The organism is Ktedonospora formicarum (genome assembly GCF_016587355.1).
In the GTDB taxonomy this organism is placed as follows: domain Bacteria; phylum Chloroflexota; class Ktedonobacteria; order Ktedonobacterales; family Ktedonobacteraceae; genus Ktedonobacter; species Ktedonobacter formicarum.
Map to the genome: position 1 here is coordinate 894,047 of NZ_BNJF01000001.1, position 19,335 is coordinate 913,381.

The 19,335-nt window shown below is 51.3% G+C and carries 17 protein-coding genes; 11 read left to right on the top strand and 6 right to left on the bottom strand.

Features of this window, described 5'->3' with window-relative positions; genetic code table 11:
* Positions 1-93: 93 nt before the first annotated feature.
* The gene (locus tag K3T82_RS03940; RefSeq protein ID WP_220192186.1) at positions 94-933 is read right to left on the bottom strand and encodes an alpha/beta hydrolase; all 840 of its coding nucleotides are present in this window, start codon (positions 931-933) and stop codon (positions 94-96) included.
* A gap of 494 nt (positions 934-1,427) precedes the next feature.
* A complete protein-coding gene (larE, locus tag K3T82_RS03945; protein ID WP_236030996.1) occupies positions 1,428-2,270 on the bottom strand; it encodes an ATP-dependent sacrificial sulfur transferase LarE in 843 nt (280 codons plus the stop codon).
* Between the two features lie 397 nt (positions 2,271-2,667).
* Between larE and K3T82_RS03950 the strand changes: the two genes are divergently transcribed.
* Genes K3T82_RS03950 through K3T82_RS03960 form a run of 3 tightly spaced genes read left to right on the top strand, consistent with a single transcriptional unit; the run spans position 2,668 to position 4,576 of the window.
* A complete protein-coding gene (locus K3T82_RS03950) occupies positions 2,668-3,306 on the top strand; it encodes a nucleotidyltransferase family protein (protein WP_220192188.1) in 639 nt (212 codons plus the stop codon).
* Positions 3,307-3,328: 22 nt separating this feature from the next.
* A complete protein-coding gene (locus K3T82_RS03955; RefSeq protein ID WP_220192189.1) occupies positions 3,329-3,697 on the top strand; it encodes a tetratricopeptide repeat protein in 369 nt (122 codons plus the stop codon).
* 21 nt (positions 3,698-3,718) lie between these two features.
* A complete protein-coding gene (locus tag K3T82_RS03960) occupies positions 3,719-4,576 on the top strand; it encodes a nucleotidyltransferase domain-containing protein (protein ID WP_220192190.1) in 858 nt (285 codons plus the stop codon).
* Positions 4,577-4,583: 7 nt separating this feature from the next.
* Here K3T82_RS03960 and tmk read toward each other — a convergent pair whose 3' ends face one another.
* The 3 genes from tmk to K3T82_RS03975 all read right to left on the bottom strand — a co-directional run bounded on the left by tmk (position 4,584) and on the right by K3T82_RS03975 (position 8,010).
* A complete protein-coding gene (gene tmk / locus K3T82_RS03965; RefSeq protein ID WP_220192191.1) occupies positions 4,584-5,207 on the bottom strand; it encodes a dTMP kinase in 624 nt (207 codons plus the stop codon).
* 15 nt (positions 5,208-5,222) lie between these two features.
* The gene (gene dcd, locus K3T82_RS03970; protein ID WP_220192192.1) at positions 5,223-5,819 is read right to left on the bottom strand and encodes a dCTP deaminase; all 597 of its coding nucleotides are present in this window, start codon (positions 5,817-5,819) and stop codon (positions 5,223-5,225) included.
* 142 nt (positions 5,820-5,961) lie between these two features.
* Positions 5,962-8,010, bottom strand: coding sequence for an exonuclease domain-containing protein (locus K3T82_RS03975; protein ID WP_220192193.1), 2,049 nt, complete (start codon positions 8,008-8,010; stop codon positions 5,962-5,964).
* A gap of 420 nt (positions 8,011-8,430) precedes the next feature.
* On the opposite strand from K3T82_RS03975, the gene rnhC reads away from it, so the two are divergent.
* The 8 genes from rnhC to prfB all read left to right on the top strand — a co-directional run bounded on the left by rnhC (position 8,431) and on the right by prfB (position 17,613).
* Positions 8,431-9,357 (top strand): ribonuclease HIII, encoded by a 927-nt coding sequence (rnhC, locus tag K3T82_RS03980; RefSeq protein WP_220192194.1) that lies wholly within the window; start codon positions 8,431-8,433, stop codon positions 9,355-9,357.
* Positions 9,358-9,569: 212 nt separating this feature from the next.
* On the top strand, positions 9,570-10,616 hold the full coding sequence (locus K3T82_RS03985; protein ID WP_220192195.1) for a zinc ribbon domain-containing protein: 1,047 nt from the start codon (positions 9,570-9,572) through the stop codon (positions 10,614-10,616).
* A gap of 85 nt (positions 10,617-10,701) precedes the next feature.
* Positions 10,702-11,700, top strand: a complete 999-nt coding sequence (locus tag K3T82_RS03990; protein WP_220192196.1) for a GNAT family N-acetyltransferase — start codon at positions 10,702-10,704, stop codon at positions 11,698-11,700.
* A gap of 258 nt (positions 11,701-11,958) precedes the next feature.
* Positions 11,959-12,651 (top strand): polyadenylate binding domain-containing protein, encoded by a 693-nt coding sequence (locus K3T82_RS03995; protein ID WP_220192197.1) that lies wholly within the window; start codon positions 11,959-11,961, stop codon positions 12,649-12,651.
* Positions 12,652-13,013: 362 nt separating this feature from the next.
* Positions 13,014-14,135, top strand: coding sequence for a hypothetical protein (locus K3T82_RS04000; protein ID WP_220192198.1), 1,122 nt, complete (start codon positions 13,014-13,016; stop codon positions 14,133-14,135).
* A gap of 68 nt (positions 14,136-14,203) precedes the next feature.
* The gene (locus tag K3T82_RS04005; RefSeq protein WP_220192199.1) at positions 14,204-15,511 is read left to right on the top strand and encodes an L-fuconate dehydratase; all 1,308 of its coding nucleotides are present in this window, start codon (positions 14,204-14,206) and stop codon (positions 15,509-15,511) included.
* 20 nt (positions 15,512-15,531) lie between these two features.
* The gene (locus K3T82_RS04010; protein WP_220192200.1) at positions 15,532-16,404 is read left to right on the top strand and encodes an amidohydrolase family protein; all 873 of its coding nucleotides are present in this window, start codon (positions 15,532-15,534) and stop codon (positions 16,402-16,404) included.
* 77 nt (positions 16,405-16,481) lie between these two features.
* A protein-coding gene (gene prfB / locus K3T82_RS04015) for a peptide chain release factor 2 (RefSeq protein ID WP_220195054.1) occupies positions 16,482-17,613 on the top strand; the annotation gives its coding sequence in 2 pieces (ribosomal slippage) (positions 16,482-16,547 and positions 16,549-17,613; 1,131 coding nt in all).
* Between the two features lie 69 nt (positions 17,614-17,682).
* Here prfB and K3T82_RS04020 read toward each other — a convergent pair.
* Positions 17,683-18,654 (bottom strand): sigma-70 family RNA polymerase sigma factor, encoded by a 972-nt coding sequence (locus K3T82_RS04020; protein WP_236030998.1) that lies wholly within the window; start codon positions 18,652-18,654, stop codon positions 17,683-17,685.
* Between the last annotated feature and the right edge of the window lie 681 nt (positions 18,655-19,335).

The following is a 19,335-nucleotide window of genomic DNA, read 5'->3' on the forward strand; positions in this document are numbered from 1 at the left end:
TGGTGTTCAAAACACACTTAGGTATCCAGATTATATCATACCTGGCTCAAACATGCCCACGCCATATTCTCACTCACGTCTCTTTCATACTTCCTACCCGCTCATAAGATCGTGCAAAACTGTATCATTGATAAATGAGGCGCAAAGGAAGTGAAGCTGTTCGCTCTCGGGACCTTCCATCAATACATGCCCGCTGCGCTCAAGCCAGTGAAGTGATTTTGGTGCATATATGGCTTTTTGATATAACTCTAAAGCATTTTCAGGATGCGCGATGGCGTCATGCCTCCCATGAATAATCAGCAGAGGTGTGACTAAATTTCGTAGTCCTCCCCTTAAGTCACGCGCAAGAGCTGTCATCTGTCGCCACGTCGCGAGTGGGAAGCGCGCGGTCTGCCTCGCCAGTCCAAGAATCTCCTCTTCGCTGAGCCCATTCATGCTCTTGGGATCGAAGATCCGCACGCAATCTATTACATCTCTACGAACATTTGGATCATCAAATTCCAGGTAATCTAGCGGGGTAAACCATTTGCTAAAATAATTGCTAAGACCATGTTTTCCGCTCGCCAGGCGTAGTGGAGTGGACATCGCAATAACACCTGTAATACGATCCGCGTATTCCAACGCAGTCAATAGCGCCATAACTGCCCCAAGCGAGAATCCTGCTAAAAAGATGTAGGGATGGTCTTTGAGCACCTCAATTTCTTGAGCGATTGTTTCCAACCACTCCTCACGCTCACATATGGACAATGTGTCAACATCCCCATCATGGCCTGCCAGCAAGATACCATGCACACGGATATTCTGTTCCGCCAGATACTCACCCAGTTCATACATCTCAAGCGGACTTCCACCAATGTTATGGATCAACACACAGGCGCGATCTGTTTGCTCTGGACCAAGCTGAAAGGAGCCAGCGTTTCGTCGCAATACCATGGAAAACCTCCAAACGCTTTACGCAAATACTTCGTTGACGCCTCTCCTCTTCTAACCTCTATCCTTTGTGCAATAAATCCATGACCGAACAAACGTTTGTTAGTCTCAATGAACATGAATGCTCTTGTATAAGAATTTAAAGTTCTAACTCATATATACGAATCACACACACGCATAGTTGCTTATGCCATTATTAAAATCCCAAAGCTCCTTCCACATGTTCCCTCTTAATCTAAATTCCAAAGATGCTTCTGCTATTTTAACGATGGTGCGCATTATATTCAATATAAACGATTGCTCATTACCAGTAATCATACATATATACGTTCTCTGAGCAGAAAAACTTCCCATACGCTAAAAATATCAGAGCGAGGAGAGCTCTACAACCAACCATCCTGGTCATAGAGCTCTCCTCATCCTTGATTACCTATACAGCCAGCCTTCATTGACTCACCATAAAGACTTTACCTAAAACGACACTTTATCAGATGAGGCTACCCTTCATTCATTGCCTTTTTCTTCTTGAAGAAGCTTTCATTCAAGCTGCCAGTACGATAGCCTAGTAGATCAACCGTCACATAGGCATAACCAATCTTACGCAAAGCATCGGTCACGTTGCGGCTCATCTGCTCTTCTACCAGGCGCGGAATCTCCGAACGCTCAACCTCGATACGCGCGATCTTGTCATGATGCCGTACCCGAAGCTGGCGGAAGCCCTGTTCCCGCAGATACTTCTCCGCTTTATAAACCATCTGAAGAGACGCCACATCGACACGGCTCCCATAGGGGATACGCGAGGAGAAGCAAGCCATTGCAGGCTTATCCCAGACAGGCAATCCTAACATCCTGGCAACCGCGCGAATCTCCTTCTTGCCCATCTCGGCCTCTTTCAGAGGACCACGTACTCCAAACTCGCGCGCGGCCTTCTGACCTGGGCGGAAATCGCCATCGTCGTCTTTGTTCACGCCATAGGCTATAAAGTGTAGCTTATGCTCCCGGGCTAATGGCTCCAGTTGTGTGAACAGTTCGGTCTTGCAAAAGTAGCAGCGATTGAAACTGTTCTCAGCATAGCGCTCGTCCTCTAGTTCATGCGTCTCTAATGTGAGCAGAGGCAGCCCCATTTGTTTAGCAACATCAAGTGCTTCCTGAGTTTCCTCTGGTGCGTAGGCTTCCGATGCAGCCAGGGCTCCCAATGCTCGATCACCTAACACATCATGAGCCACTTTGAGAAGAAGTGCGCTATCCACCCCTCCTGAGTAGGCAATAAGCACTGATTCCATGTCACGCAAAATGCTTTGCAAACTCTCATATTTAGCTTGCGTCTCAGCATCCAACATGTGCACATCCTCTGATATTGTATGGGACGAATTTAGCATTTTTCCTTACTCCTGGTGAGTTACGAGCATAAACATCCTCACTCTATCCTTAAGGCGCAAACAGCGTTTGGGCGCACAGTGAGGAGGGCAGCCACCTCAATTATATTCCTGCCAACCTATATTCTGAATACGAACGCTATTATAGCACCTCTATCAACTCGCCAATGTTTAAACCAGAGCCCCCTCAGTCTTTACCAAGAAGACGGCAAATTTACTGAGGACCTCCTCTATGGAAACACTAGAAGCACATTCCCAATATTCCCACTAGAGAGAATATGTACATACGATCGGTGCTTTGTAGTAGTATAGTCTCAAGAGAGAATAGCACTCTCAGCGCACGCGCTAGAAAGAGGTTTCGATGTCATCCGCAACCACTGCTGCGATTATTTTGGCCGCTGGCTCCTCCAGTCGTATGAGCGAGGGACGGCATAAACTCCTGTTACCGCTCGGAAATCGGCCCGTCATCGCACACGTACTCGACACAGTATTGGCATCTCAGGCAAGCCCAATCCTCCTCGTGCTTGGACATCAAGCTGAGAATATGCGCTCAGTACTTGCTCAATATCTGACCAATCCCCGCGTCCATTCTATAGAGAACAAACAGTATCGCGAAGGAATGAGCACATCGCTCCATGCAGCGCTACGCGAACTTCCGCATAGTGCGCCTGAGAGCCATTCAGCACTGGTCATACTGGGAGATCAGCCCTTGCTCTCCAATGCTATACTCGATACACTTATCGCTACCAGGCAGACAACAGGCAAACCTATTATCGCGCCCCTTTATGAGGGGCAGCGCGGCAATCCAGTCCTCTTTGCGCGCGACCTCTATCCAGAATTGCTTGAGGTACGTGGAGACGAGGGTGGGCGCATGGTCATCGCCCGTCATCGTGATGATGTTGCAGCTATAGAGGTTGGCTCCAAGCGTGCAAACTATGATGTTGACACCTGGGAAACGTATCAGGCTGTCGTCGCGGAATGGCAGCGTCTCAATCCATAGCCACCCACAGGAGTCTCTCAGCATGTCATCACAAGAACAACAGGCAACGTTCTGGCTAGAGTATAGCCAGCAACTCTCAAATACCATTCGCTATACAGAGGCACTCGCCGCAGCCGAGAAGGCTGTCGCACTCGCGCCAGAGAATCCCGAAGCCTGGTACGTGCGAGGAACCTGTCTCGCGATGCTTGCCCGCTATCAGGATGCTTTGGCAGATTTTGAGCATGCGCTCGCGCTGCGCGAACCCTACGCCGCCGCCTGGGACGCCAAAGCTTGGGTTCTAGGTATCCTTGGGCACAAAGAGGATGCGCTTCTCGCCGTCAATCGCGCTCTGGAAATCGATCCCGACTATTTTGAAGCCCAGCGCCGCCGGAGTCGCCTGGAAGCGCTGTAGTCCAATAGAGGAGCAGAGGCAATGCACGCCGATGACATTCTCGCGTTATTACGCAACGAGCTTTGCGACATACCCGGACTGGTAGGCATTGTGCTTGGTGGCTCACGGGCCCGAGGAGTTGCCACCGAAACATCCGATATCGATCTGGGACTGTACTATGACTCACAGTCCCCTCTCGACCTGGAGCGCTTACGCGAAGTGGCAGCCCGCGTCGATGACGAGCATCGCACGGACGTGCTAACAGACTTTGGAGGCTGGGGGCCACGCATCAACGGAGGAGGTTGGCTGGTCATTCAGGGAATGCACGTTGATTTTCTCTACCGCGATCTGCGCGAGGTAGAGCACTCCATTGCCGAGGGGTGGGCCGGACGTGTCGATATTGCCTATCAACCAGGCCATCCCCACGGCTTTAGTACGGCAATGTATATGTCAGAGATCGCTCTTTGCCGCATTCTTAGCGATCCATCTGGAGAGATTCAGCGTCTCAAGACGCTTACCATCCCCTATCCTCGCTCCCTGCAAGAAGGGATTGTCCAGCGCTTCTTCTGGGAAGCCGATTTCGCGTATCAGATAGCACTCAAGCCCGCCAAGCGCGGCGATATTACGTATGTTGAAGGCTGTTGTTTCCGCTCGGTTGCCTGCCTGCTGCAAGTTCTTTTCGCCCTCAACAAGGTCTACTGGATGAATGAGAAAGGCGCGTTAGCCCTTGCTAGTAGCTTTGCTCTTGCCCCGAAAGATCTTGTCAGACGCGTAAACACAATCTTCGCGCATCGCTCGCCAGAAGGAGAGAGCCTCAACGCTGCGCTTAAAGAACTCGCAAACTTATATGAAGAGACCCGGCATCTACTCAAACAACACGGTCTGCTTACTGGAGCTTGATGGTTTCTCAGCGCGCGAGCAAGTCCGCGACCAGCATTTGAATATCATGCTGAATCTCCACGAGCGAACGCGAGGCATCAAGCACCTGAATGCGCTGCGGATACGTCTCAGCCAGTTCAAGAAAGGCCGCACGCAGGCGGCGATGAAAGGCCTCAGATTCGCGGTCGAAGTGGCTCTGCTCGTGGCGATCCTGGGCCAGATCAGTACGTAGCCGCACCTTCTCCGGTGGCAGGTCGAGAAGAATAGTTAGATCAGGAACATGCCCCTGGGTCGCGAAGAGGGATAGCTCCTCAATGCGCGCCGCACCGATTCCCCGCGCCACGCCTTGATAAGCAATACTGGAATCCAGGCAGCGATCCGTCACCACGACAATCCCCTCTTCAAGCGCTGGCAAGACGACACTCGCGAAGTGTTGCGCTCGATCTGCCTGATAGAGGAGAGCCTCAGCAAGGGGTGAGATTTGCACATCAGGACGGTTGAGCAGGAGACGCCGGATCTCTACACCCAGCGGAGAACCACCGGGTTCCCGTGTGCGTAGATAGCGCACGCCTTGCTCTCGCAACCACGCTTCGAGCAGGTTCATCTGCGTCGTCTTCCCGGCTCCATCCAGGCCTTCAAACGATATTAGCACACCTCGCTTCACCCGCTACTTCCCTCCCTTATCGGTCCGGTAAACCTCGTAATCCCAGTCATAGTACGGCTTAGGCAGCATATCTTCGGGGCGCCACGTCTCCGCACGCTTGCCATATTTGCCATGATATTCCTTCAGCGTCTCGCCAACATATTCAAAGGTAAGCTGGCAAATACGGAAACCAACTGGCACATAGATGGTGGTCTGTGTATGGTTGCTAATCTCCATTGTCCAGCGACTGATATAGCCGACATCACCAACCCCCGCACAGCGACAAACAGAGAGGCCCGAACGCGCGACCGTGCTGCGTGAATACATCTTCGCCAGAAAGCCATTATGACCGCCGATAACTTCCTGAGTATGAGCCAGGATCGTCGTTCCAGGGCGAATAGCGATCTTACCATCCCGCGCCTGCCGTGCCATTCCCCAATAGCCACGAATCTCCTCCGGGTTATCCAGATGCATTGCCTCTACGTTGGCATCGCCCTGAAAATACCACTCGCCCAGGCGACAGTCATAGGAATTCGTTCCCAGGTGGCGAATATCAAATGGCTCGATAATAAGATTCCCGTTCTCTAGCTCTTCTAAAATACGCTTGTCAGATAGTAGCATGCTCGTTCCAGTCTCCAAGGATTCGCTAAACGCAACAATTCACAGACGCTCGCCGTCTCTTCGCAGCACTCAGGCCCTATGCGAAAGCGGTAACGCCGTAGAGCATATCATACCTTCAAGCCGTCCGCTAGTAGCCATACACTTATAGTTCCGCGACATCTGGCTCCACGCTGATATCTCTCCAGATAAGGGACAACAATTCCTCCGTTCCCTGCTGATGATCCAGAGCAGTCGAGAACGGAAAGAAGGCCCGATCCTTACTATGGTGATGTATCCAACGGCTGATAATATTGATCTGATCCACCTCAGCCTGACCAACAATCGCAGGTGGAGACCCCATATTCTGCGCCAGCACCAATAATTCACGCAAAGCCTCTCTGGTGGACCCCTCTTCATGTAGAACTCGTCTTTGCGCTACCAGGCGACCATGCCGCACAAGAAAGATCTCGTTATGTTTCGCCTCAGACGAGGGGTAAAGAATAAAGAGGTTATTCGCCTCAACAGCTCCCGTGATAAGTTGTTGACCAATAAGCACTTCATCGGCGCTATGCAACGCATCACGCAACCAGGCAGCGCGCTCGAAGTTGAGCTGTTGGGCCGCCTCAAACATTTGCCGCCTCATACGCTCGAAGAGGTCTTCGCGCTCACCACCAAGGAAGGCACACACCTGCTCAATAACGGTACGATACTCCGCCTCGTCTGCATCGCCACGACAGGGCGCGGAACAGCGTCCGAGATGGTAGCGCAGACAAGGATCGGACGCCTTCGCGGAGGGTGGTAAGCCGCGTGTACAGGTACGCACAGGAAAGATCTTCTGGATCAGTTCAATCGTCGCGTCGACGACGCGCCGACTACGGAAGGGCCCAAAGTAGCGCGCGCCATCCGCCGCGATCTCACGCGTGGCATAGACACGCGGGAAGGCATGCTGAATGTCAATCTTAATAAAAGGGTACAACTCATAATTGCGCAACTGGACATTATACATGGGCTGTAACTCTTTGATCAGGCGCGACTCCACCAGCAGGGCTTCTAATTCTGAGCCCAGCACACGTGTCTCAATCTCGCGTACATTCTGGAGCAGACCATCCATCTTGCGCGTATAGCCAAGAGGCTGATTATAATAGGATGCCAGCCGCTCTTTCAGGACCTTGGCTTTCCCAACATAGATCACCTGCTGATGCTCATCTTTCATCAGATACACACCAGGTTTAGCAGGAAAGTCACGTCGCCAGACGGGATTAAGCAGCAGGCTACCTGTGGGGCGGATCGTCGCTCCCGAGAGCTTACCATCGGCGCGCCCTCGCCGAACACTCTTCGCATCCATTTGCGTGATATCACCGGTCCAGGCTACAGGCAATTGCTGACGCAGACGTATATGACCCAGTGAAAGCATCCCTTGAGCACGCGCTCGCTCAAGCAAATGTAGAAAGACCTCCGCTGTTACCTGGGCATCGCCAAAGGCCCGGTGTCGATCATGGGTCGTGATCTTCAAGTATTGGGCGACCATATCAAGCTTGAAACGCTTCAGGCCAGGTAGGAGGCGACGCGCCAGGAGAATAGTATCCAAGCCATCTATAGGAAATGGCAAGCCTAGCAATTGGGCCTCATGTGAGAGAAAGTTCAGATCAAAGCTCAGGTTATGCCCAACCAAAACAGCGCCATCTATAAAGCGCATAAACGCAGGCATAATCTCACGTGCCTTGGGTGCATCGGCAAGCATATCAGGAGTGATACCCGTAAAGCGCACAATGAAAGGTGGAACACGCCGCTCGGGATGCACCAGGCTTTGAAATGTATCAATTACCATTCCATTGCGCACTCGGACAGCCGCAACCTCGATGACACGATCAGGACCAGGACGCAGACCTGTTGTCTCGGTATCTATCACCACAAAGTCAACTGCTTCGAGCGGTATTTGAGTGCTTTTCCAGGCAGTCAAGGCCCACTGCTGCTCGCGTCCGATCTCATCTTCCTCCCCTACCACATGCAGCTCAAAGAGAGGAGAACTTCGTAACGCCTGACGTAGCAGGATCGTCCAGAAGCCATTCTCGCGTCCCCCTCCGGTCACGCCAAAAAGATGCTCGATCAAACGCTCTTCTGCAACTGGTTGGCCTACTTGCTCAAGCAACTCATGCGCTCTACGGAGAAGCGCCCCTCGTTGAGGAACGCCCCCCTCATCCTCCTGCACCATAACTCTCGCTCCCAAATAAACTAGCAGCTCCGAAAAGGTCCATTTCTCCTTATGCGAAAATCTGAGCGCACGATGCCCCGCATAGGGGTCAGCGCTAGCCACCATCGAGGGGCTTGGGGTTTCGCTAAGACATTAGACCATATGTGCGAGAATAGCACGCCTCTATGCTTTTGACAAGTTAGAGAATCACACCCGAATGCTCCTCCCAGGCACAATGGGTACACAGATACATTTATCGGCAAAACAGGACCATAACAGCGATTGCTCCTATTCGATTTCCCCCTAAGCATAGACCTGCTAAAATAAGAGCATCCAAATTGAGTTTTTACTTCTATCGAAAACATAAGTGAGGAGCGCTAGCCGCCATCGAGGCGGTGCTGATTTTCGTCGAAAACCTAAAACATGCAAAGGGAATCCAGGATGCCTACGTCCAGGCTAGAAGAGCTCACAACGTCACTACGTGCCTATGTCTCCGCACAGGGGTGGACTATCAGTGATGAGAAAACTGTCCAGAGCGGACGCCAGTATGTTGTTAGTAATGGTCGCCTCGCCGTTCCTATCACTCTGTATACGACTGGCAAAGTCAACATCCAGGGACAAACCAACACGCTACAAAACGCACTCAAAACCTGGGCAGCATCTGATAGTCCTCCATCCCCACCACACGTCGCCTCGCAACCAACAGCCAGTGGGAGCCTCTCAATCACAGGCAAAGCACGCATCGGTGGCGATGAATCAGGCAAAGGAGATTATTATGGCCCGTTGGTTGTCGCGGCTGCCTATGTCAACGCAGAGACAGAACTGCAACTTCAAGCCCTTGGTGTACGTGATAGTAAACGCCTGACAGATAGCGCTATCGAAGAAATGGCACGCGAGATCCAACGCATCTGCCACAAGCAAATCGTCATTCGTTCTTTACAACCAGAACAATATAATCGGCTCTATGAGGCAACCTCGAACCTTAATCTCCTGCTCGCGCGCGTACACGCGGAGAATATCGCCCTGCTCCAATCCGCTGTCCCGGCGCAGTTAGCAATTATCGACCAGTTTGGTGCGGAGCATTTACTCCTGCATGCCTTGACGAAAGCAGGGTGCTCGATTACACTTGAGCAGAGACCGCGTGCTGAAGATGATATAGCGGTAGCTGCGGCCTCCATTCTGGCACGCGCAGCCTTCGTTCGCCATCTCAAGGAACTATCGCGCTCTCTGGATCTCGAACTCCCAAAGGGGGCCTCAAATCCTCAGATCGTCACAGTAGGGCGCGAGCTGGTCGCACACAGGGGCAAGGATGCTTTACGCAGGGTCGCAAAGCTACACTTCAAAACCACCGAGACGATCATTGCATGATTGCTCTATCGTCAGTCCAAGCATATCCATATTTTAAACTGTAAGATTTTGTCTCACGTACATATAGTAGACATACTCCTTATTAGAAAACCTGAGCATGTTCTTAATTGATATACATACCAAGGCTGCCTCAACGACAGTTAGTAGCGGCAGCAACGCTGGTTTTCGCATAAGACCGTAACCCCGGTGGGAGAAAGGAAACGATACGCCTTATGGTATTTTGTGGTCAATGTGGCTTGCTGATACCGCCTGGATCGGTTCAGTGCCCTCGTTGTGGAACGCCTGCCGAGACGTCCACGGCATCCCAGCAGGTCGATGTTAGCGATGCAAACGCTGAGACGCAAGCCTCAATGCATGCCCTGCCGCAAAGGCCAGTGGACGACTATCCTAGTGGGCACTCTGAGCGTACACAACAGTATAATACCAACCAGGGAGTATATGATAATGGCCATACATCGACACGCCTGAACCAGGGCCACCAGACAGGCACATACCCGCCCCAGGTACCACATACCTCTAATCCGTACAACCCCATCAACACCCCTCAAGCGCCCTATGGCACAGGAACGGGCTTTCAGCAACAAGGAGGCTATAACAATTACTATAATGTACCACCCTCCGGCACCTCATATCCCGGCTACCAGGGGCAACCACCCACCACACCTCCCCCCAGGCGTAACAATGCTCTGCTCGTCTCACTTATCATTGTGACACTCGTCGTTGTTCTGCTAACCATTAGCGTCGTCGCGGTCGGTCCGGACAAATTTTTCCCATCCTCAAGCGCCAACCAGACCGCGACCGCGACGACACAGGCCGATGCTACGGCTACGCCCACAAATCAGCCCGAGGAGACCACTACGCCTGAGGAGACCACCACTCCCGAAGAGACCGCGACCGCGCAACCAACGGACACGCCACAAACGACTCCTACACCGAATGTTACGAACTATGAAGCAACAAATCTGGTGCAGACCTATTATGACTATATTAATTCCAAGCAGTATGAGAAGGCATATGCCCTCTTCGCCAATCCAACTCAGACCTTCCAGGAATTTAAGGATGGATTTGCGACAACCGATCATGATACGATTACTTCGAGCGACCCCTCGTCAGATCCCAACGGCGTCAAGGTGACCATTACCATGCAAGCCACCACTACCGATAACCAGACAAACACCTATAACGGTTATTATGTCGTCACCAAACAAGCCGATGGCTCGCTCAAGTTCTCCAGTAGTCAAATGAATAAAGTCTCGTGAACCGTCCAGGCAAGCCCTTCATGAGCGATAGAAGAGGCTTGCCACATTCATCGCTCAGAAGCAACAGGAAAGGACTCGCCATCTTATGCTCTCGCCTCAGCACATGAGGGTGCTACGCCAGATCTACGAACGCCTGACAAGCAGCGGCATCCATTGGGTCATTACTGGTAGCACAGGCTTCGCCCTACAAGGAATACCAATTTTCCCTCGCGATATAGATATCCAGAGCGACCTGGCAGGCGTATATGCTATTGAACAACTCTTTTCAGCGTACAGCACGCACTCGGTAGCACTACATGAACGAGAGTTTACTCGCTCGTACAAAGGCAAGCTCATCATTGATGGGATTGAAGTGGAGATTATGGGCGAATTGCAGAAAAGAGGCGAGTCAGGAGAATGGGAGGCAATCACTCCTCTCGATGAAGACAAACACATCGTCCCCCTTGAAGAGATGCATCTACCTGTCTTCACACTAGAATATGAGATTGAGGCATATCATATCCTCCGACGTCATACCAAAGCCCAGATGATACAGGATTTCGTGCGCTCCCGCCAGAAGCTCTCAGCGGAAGATCAAACCATTCGCATCCGCACAGTTGTTCCAGATGACGCGGAACCTTACCTAAATTTCGCGCGCCAAATCGATCAGGAAACGACCTTTATGATGCTTGAGCCTGGAGAGCGCACCTCGACGGTAGAAGATTTTCGGGCCAACTTTACCCATTTACAGGAAGACCCAACACAAGCAGTACTCTTGGTTGCCGAACATAATCAACGCTTGATAGGTTGCCTTGGTGCAACTCGCGGTGGACCAAGGCGCATGGCCCATAGCGCCACAATCTTCATTGGCATTCTCGCATCCTATACTGGGAAGGGCATAGGCACACAACTTTTTATTGGCGCGGAAAACTGGGCTCGCTCCCAGCATCTCCATCGTTTGACGCTTGACGTCATGACTCCAAATACCGCTGGCATTACCCTCTATTCCAAACGAGGTTTTCTACGAGAAGGCATCTTAAAAGATGCTTACTACGTCAACGGAGAATTTGTCGATGCCTACACCATGGCAAAAATTCTGGATTGAGAAGCATAGCATAGAGTTCCAGTACCAATAATTTCTTATGCGAGAAACATTTTAGGTATACCAAACGTTCTTACAAAAAGAGTGAAAAAAACTAAAGCCTCTATTTTTGTACAGCCCGCAAACGTGGCGTTTCGTGCTTATGAAACGTTATAGAAATGAAGTATATGCCCGTTCCCAGCGGGCCGACCATAGGGTATACTAGCATACAAGCAGCCTTGCGTACTCAGACTATCGAAGCAAGGTCTGAAAGGAGAATTCATGGTTTTCTGTGGTCAATGTGGTCTGCAAATGGCCCCTGGAACTACACGTTGTCCGCGCTGCGGCGCAGTCGTCGAGAGCGGGCAGTCCGCGCAGAACCCTGACATCAATGGTGCGAACGATCAGACAGTTGAGTCACAATCGTTTTTCACGCCTCACGCCCAGGCAGGTAGGCCTCAACCCGGCACGCATGCATCTCAGCCCGGTGGCCCTCAACCCATTCTGTTGCGTGGATCAGACAATGCCTATAATCAACAAAACGCGTTTGACGCGACCAGCATGGTCGACGCACAAACCAACATGAATCCCGGTCCTGGGATGATGCAGCAGCGCGGTGGCACCTACACACCTGGTAGCAATTATCCGCCTTCGCAGTCATCGTTCCCCAGCATGCAGCCGGGCTCTGGCTATGGAGCATCTCAGCCTGGCATACAAAACTATCCGCCATCCAATCCATCATTTCAAGTGCCCAACGCACCCCAAAGTGGTGGACCATATTCGTTCCCAGGCTTTGCACAACAGCAGCAGAACCCTGCGTTTCAGGGCTCACCCGCCGAGCAACAGTCATCTGAAATCAAGGCCATTTCATCACGTGGTCGCACGACAGCACTGATCTCTATTCTCGTTGGCATGCTGTTCATCCTTGTCGCGATGGTGCTCTTTATCATGCAGTTCAATCATATGATTGGCTAAGCAAGACCGAACTTTATTCTCACAATCGTCTATTTACATTCTGTAAAGGACTTATCTTCACCTCACATGAGGCCCTTTGCTACCGTAGGCGGTAGTAAGAGGGCCTCATGTGGTATACGCCTGGCAATCACTACATGATCCAGTAATTTTTTGCGCGCGCCACAATTCTTCCACAACCTGAATAGTTACTTCGCGAAAACAATTATACATTTACGGGCATTAGCAACAAAAAGAGCAGCCACATCTCCCTATTGCTTGATACTTCTACTCATGGAGACGCGGTTCCAGAATAATGATGCCGATCTCTTGAAGCTGTCAGTAGAATAGAAATAGGTACTTGAAAAGGTGGGAGGTGGTTGATAATGAGATCATATGGCCCTAACCCACTTACAGTAGTAATTTCACTGCTAGCCCTCTGCGCCTTATTGGGGTATTTTCTTTTACGCACATTTCAGCCTTCGGCAGCGATGCCCGTTGACTGTCCAACTCTCTTGCGCGAAGCAGATTATCCTTCGATCATTGCGCTTCCCCCAGGACAGCAAAATATTCCCAGTGTGCAACTAAATCCGAGTTTAGATGCCAATCAACCACTCGCATTTGTCCAGGTGGAAAATCAGACAAACTCTCGCCACTCGCTTGATGTTTATCTCTATGGCTGTAGTATGCAGGAAACCATCCAAAGACTCACCCCAACGCTGACCCCTCTCTTTCAACAACACGATCTCTTGCAGGGAACAGCCAGTATTACCAGCGCGCATACCCTTTCCATTGGAGAGCTCGACCCAACCCTCACAGAGAACATCAGGATCTTAATGCAGCCCTGGCAACAGATGCTCTATCATGAATATCGCTGGCTCAATAATGGCTTTGTGCAAATCCCCTTCCCATCAGTCTATCCAGTGCTCAGCCGCGCCGAAGGAGAGCAGCTACAACAGCAGGCAAATGATGGAACTCAGCTTCCCTGGTCAGACCCACTTACCACCGTATCCACCATGGCTCAGCAACTCTTGCATTGGCCCACAGCTTCAACGCACATTGTAGTACGCGACCAATCTGATACCACAGCACATGTTACGCTCACACTCGATGAGAGTACGCTAGGATTAGATGTCACACTCCAGCGCCTCATACAGTCTGATCAGAACGGAATCTGGTTCGTGACCACCGCCGCCTCGCCAGGACTTAACCTGGATCAGTCCTCACTCAACGCCCCCATCTCCTCACCGATGGTCATCAATGGTAAGCTCACCACTTCACAGAGTAAGCTTATTCCCTCCGCGCGCCTCTTCGACCACACACTAACACGTCTGGCAGTACTCAATGCTGATGCGCTCACCCTTCAATCCAACGGAGATTTTCATGGCACCTTGCATTACACCAATGACCTACCTGGTCAACCATCGCTTCTCCTTCTCTCCTTCACCCCCCCAGGAGAGGATTCCTCCCCCAATGCCCTCCTACTCACCAACGTGCTTCTGAGCTAATACGCAGCCTTTACTGCCCTTGTGCTAGAATGAGGTACTAACCACTCATGGCAAAGGAGCAAACAGCAATGCCGATCAAGATCACAGCTATTTCCGTACATGACGTACGCTTCCCCACCTCGCGAGCCCTGGATGGCTCAGATGCTATGAACAAAGACCCTGACTATTCCGCCGCCTATGTTATTTTACATACCAATCATCCCAACGGCCTGGAAGGGCATGGTATAACCTTCACCATCGGGCGCGGGAACGAGGTCGTTGTGACCGCAATCAATGCTCTGACGCCGCTTCTGGTTGGTCATGAACTGGAAGAATGGACCGCGAATATGGGGGCATTCTGGCGCATGATCACTGGCGATAGCCAATTACGCTGGATCGGCCCGGAAAAGGGAGCCATTCACCTGGCAACCGCCGCTCTGGTAAACGCGGTATGGGATCTCTGGGCCAAGGTAGCAGAAAAGCCACTCTGGAAACTCATCGCGGATATGACGCCCACCGAACTTGTACGCTGTATCGATTTCCGCTACATTACCGACCTGCTGACACCTGAAGAAGCGTTAGAGCTATTGCAACGCCAGGAACCCGGGAAAGAACAGCGCGAAGTGGAACTTGTTCGCAATGGCTATCCGGCCTACACAACCTCAGCAGGCTGGTCAGGATATAGCGATGAGAAGATGCGCGCGCTCTGCCAAGCGGCCCTTGCTGATGGTTGGACGCGCTTCAAACTCAAGGTTGGGGTCGATCCAGTTGATGATCTACGGCGGGCACGCATCATGCGCGAAGAGATTGGAGCCCACAACCTGATGATGATGGATGCCAATCAGGTCTGGGAGGTTGATGAAGCCATTGAACGAATGCGAGACCTGGCTCGCTTTGAGCCGTGGTGGATTGAAGAGCCAACAAGCCCTGACGACGTGCTTGGACACGCCAAAATCGCGCGCGCGGTGAAGCCAATCCATGTCGCCACCGGCGAGCATGTACAGAACCGCATTGTCTTTAAACAACTCCTACAGGCAGAAGCTATCTCGGTCTGCCAGATTGATGCCTGTCGACTTGGGGGAGTGAACGAGGTACTCGCGGTACTTCTCATGGCTGCCAAATGTAATGTTCCAGTCTGCCCACACGCGGGCGGCGTTGGACTCTGCGAATATGTACAGCACCTCGCGATGCTCGATTACATCGCCATCAGCGGCACCGTGGAGCAACGCATGCTTGAGTATGCCGCTCACCTGCATGAGCACTTCCTTCACCCCGTACGTTTACATCAGGGACACTATCTCGTTCCGACCGCGCCCGGCTACAGTATCGAAATGCACCCACAATCGCTGCGAGACCATAGTTACCCCACGGGTGCAGTCTGGGCCGAAGCGCACTAAGAGCGGAAGGAGCAACCATAGTGAACGCGCAGCCTTCTCAACCATTTCCAATCATTGATAGCCATGTACACCTCTGGGACCCGGAGCGCTTTCGCATATCCTGGACTGACAACGACCCTTTACTGGCCCACTCTTATACACTTCCCCAATACCATGATGAGACCCAAGGGTTACCCATTGAGGGTATCGTGTTTGTAGAGTGTGACGTCGCACCCCAGTATGCCTTTCTAGAGGCGCAATGGGCTGTTAATCTCGCGCGAGAACAGACACTTCTTAAGGGCATTATCGCGGCGGCACCAATCGAATTTGGTGCTCGCTGCGTAACGTATCTGGAAGCATTGCGAACCCTGGGACCCCAAATCAAGGGAGTGCGACGCAACATTCAAGGTGAGATAGACCCCAAAACCTGTTTGCAACCAGACTTTGTATACGGTGTGCAACTCCTTGAGGACTATAGCTTCACATTTGATCTCTGTCTGCGTCATTGGCAACTACCAGCCGTCATCGAGCTTGTGCGACTCTGCCCAAAGATACAATTTATTCTGGATCACCTGGGCAAACCGCCAGTGAGTGAGCGCCAATTAGATCCATGGCGCGAACAGATCCAACAGCTGGCAGCGCTTCCCAATGTAGCCTGCAAGATCAGCGGTCTTGCGACTGAAGCAGGGCCTGACAATCAAGGGATTAACAACCTGGCACCTTACATTGAGCACGTGTCGCAAACATTTGGTGAGGACCGTATTCTTTTTGGTGGAGATTGGCCTGTAATATTGACGGCATCAACATATGCAAACTGGATAGGCATGCTTAGGCACCTTTGCCAGAATCTCTCACCAACCGCACAACAAAAGTTCTGGCATGAGAACGCGCGTCGTATTTATCGTCTTGAATAGAAAGGCTTTTCTGAGGGTCAAGTGATACAAAATCAGGATGCATGGACATCCACCAGGAGCATGCTATAATAGCAATTATGAATGAAATAACCCATCAAATCGAACGCTTACAGAAGCGCGTCGAGAAAACTATGGTGCGTCTTTGACCTGGCTTCCAAAGCAATCCAGGTAAAGCAACTTGAAGAAGAGAGCATGGCCCCTGATTTCTGGTCGGATAATCGCCAGGCGCAGGCGCACATGCAACAGCTCACGGCCTTACGCGAAGAAGTGACGACGTGGGAACAGATCGCGACCCAACTCAAAGACCTGCACGAACTCTCTAAGATGCTGGAAGAGGAGCCAGATAATGACATGCAGGAAGAGGTAGCGAGTGCGATCCCTCCGCTTGAAGAACAGATTGGAAAGCTGGAATTCGCCTTGATGCTGAGTGGCGAACATGACGCGAAGAACGCCATCCTCAGTATCCACGCGGGAAGCGGGGGAGTCGATGCCCAGGATTGGGCGGAAATGCTCTTACGCATGTACCTCCGCTGGGCAGAACAGCATCGCTTCCGCACGCAAATCTACGACTATAGCGAAGGTGAAGAAGCAGGCGTCAAGAGTGCCACCGTTGAGATTGAGGGGCGCTATGCATATGGCTATCTGCGCTCTGAAATTGGCACACATCGCCTTATCCGTCTCTCGCCCTTTGACGCGGCTCATCGTCGCCACACCTCCTTTGCCAAAATCGAGGTCATGCCAGATATCGAAGACACGATTGAGATCTCGATTCGACCAGAGGATATAGAGGTGGATACTTATCGAGCAACCGGGGCTGGCGGACAGCATGTCAACAAAACTGACTCGGCGGTCCGTATGCGGCACATCCCAACTGGGATTGTAGTCACCTGCCAGAACGAGCGCTCACAAATCCAGAATCGTGAAGTCGCTCTGAAATTGCTCAAGGCGCGCCTCTTCGAACTGGAACAGAAGAAGCGTGAGGAAGAGGCTGCGCGCCTGAAAGGGGAGAATGTTCAGGCCGACTTCGGCACGCAGATTCGCTCCGTCATCGTCCACCCCTACAACATCGTCAAAGATCACCGAACCAACCAGGAAACCAGTGATACGACAGGGTACCTGGCAGGTGATGTCGATGCTTTCATCTATGCTTACCTGCAAGAGCAAGCGTCAGGTGTAGAGAGCGCCATCACAGCAGATAGCAACCCATAAAGCTATTCACAACAAGCGTATAGAGAGAGCCTGAACACGTATGCGTTCAGGCTCTCTCTATACTCACTCTCAGGCACGCGCCAGGTCACGTAATCCTTCATATCGCTCTGGATAGCGCAACTTGCGTAGCGCTTTCACCTCAATCTGACGAATGCGCTCGCGCGTTAAGTGGAACAGGACACTTACCTCATCCAATGAGAGCGAATGCCCATCTTTCAGGCCATAGCGCATCTCAATAATCGTACGCTCGCGAGGATTAAGCACCATCATCGCCTGCTCGATATGCTCACGCTGCAACTGCTGTGAAACAACATCAATCGTCGGGGCCATACTCGTATCTTCAAGCATATCTGACAGATGATACTCTTCATCATCAGCCATTGGTGCGTCTAATGATATTGGCTGTTCAGAGACATTGAGCAACTCAACCACGCGCTCACGTGGCAAAGAGAGTTCAGCCGCCACTTGCTCTGGCAACGGCTCGACACCTTGCTCTTGATAAAGCCGTCGTGTGACCCGCTTTATCTTATAAATAAGTTCCACAACGTGAACGGGAATATGAATGCTGCGAGAGTGTTCTGCGATAGCACGGCTAATCGCCTGACGAATCCACCACGTCGCATAGGTGCTAAAACGGAAACCACGTTTATAATCGAACTTCTGCGTCGCACGCATCAAGCCGATATTGCCTTCCTGTATCAGATCAAGCAAGGGCAAGCCTTGATTGGAATAGCGCTTCGCAATACTTACAACAAGGCGTAAGTTAGCCTCAATCAACCTCTGACGTGCGCTCGAATCACCGCGTGCCACACGTTCAGCCAGTTGCAGTTCCTGCTCTGCCGTAAGCAAAGGATACATGCCAATCTCCTTGAGGTACTGCTTTACAGAGTCATCAACAGCCCCGCGCTGATCCTCCGCATCATCAACCTCCTCCTCATAGGAGTAAATGAAGTCCTTTTCCCCTTCAACCTCCACGCTCTCATCCATCAGGTCTTTAGTGTGTTTTCTCTTGCCCAACGTCACTGTCACTTCGGTATCCACGCTCTGAGATGTCCTTTTGCCTCTTGCTCCCACGACGGCTACTCCTTTTCCATACTACCTTCACACAGACGTATACGAGAAACGCAGAACGGACCTCTACAAACGTAATGCGGCGCAGTCGGGTATATGATAGGCGTGTTGACCCATGCCAACGAGCTACCTGGGGGATGTACCCATCCCGGCTGTGTTTTTTCCAACGGATTGTCCGCGATATGCTCTCCTACTTTTCTATTAGAGCAAGAAGCGTGCCAAAACCTTGTTTTTTCAGCCATATGTAGTCCTTTCGCTCGTAATTGGCAAGCGTAACATTGTAACAGTACTACTATCGGCACACAAATGAAATTCAATAGAGGGGAACCCAAAAGAAATCTTCCAAACCTGACATTTACATATCGCACCAGTTGCCGTTAAGAAGAGATAACATGCTTTTTTAGAGCCAGAAAGGCCAGAATTTCCAGTGTGGACATTATCGCCAGCCAGAGATACACAAATTTTTCCACGCAGGCTAGAAGCGACGCGAACCTGAATGATACTATATATTCACTGTAGACAACAGCCGTTCTATGAAGAGTTTTCCATGATTGGGGATTTTTGCCCACCACATTATGAAAATATATCAATGCTTGACTAGAGTTGTTCCGCCTGTTATTCTGGAAGTAAGAAGGCAAAGAACACAGTTAT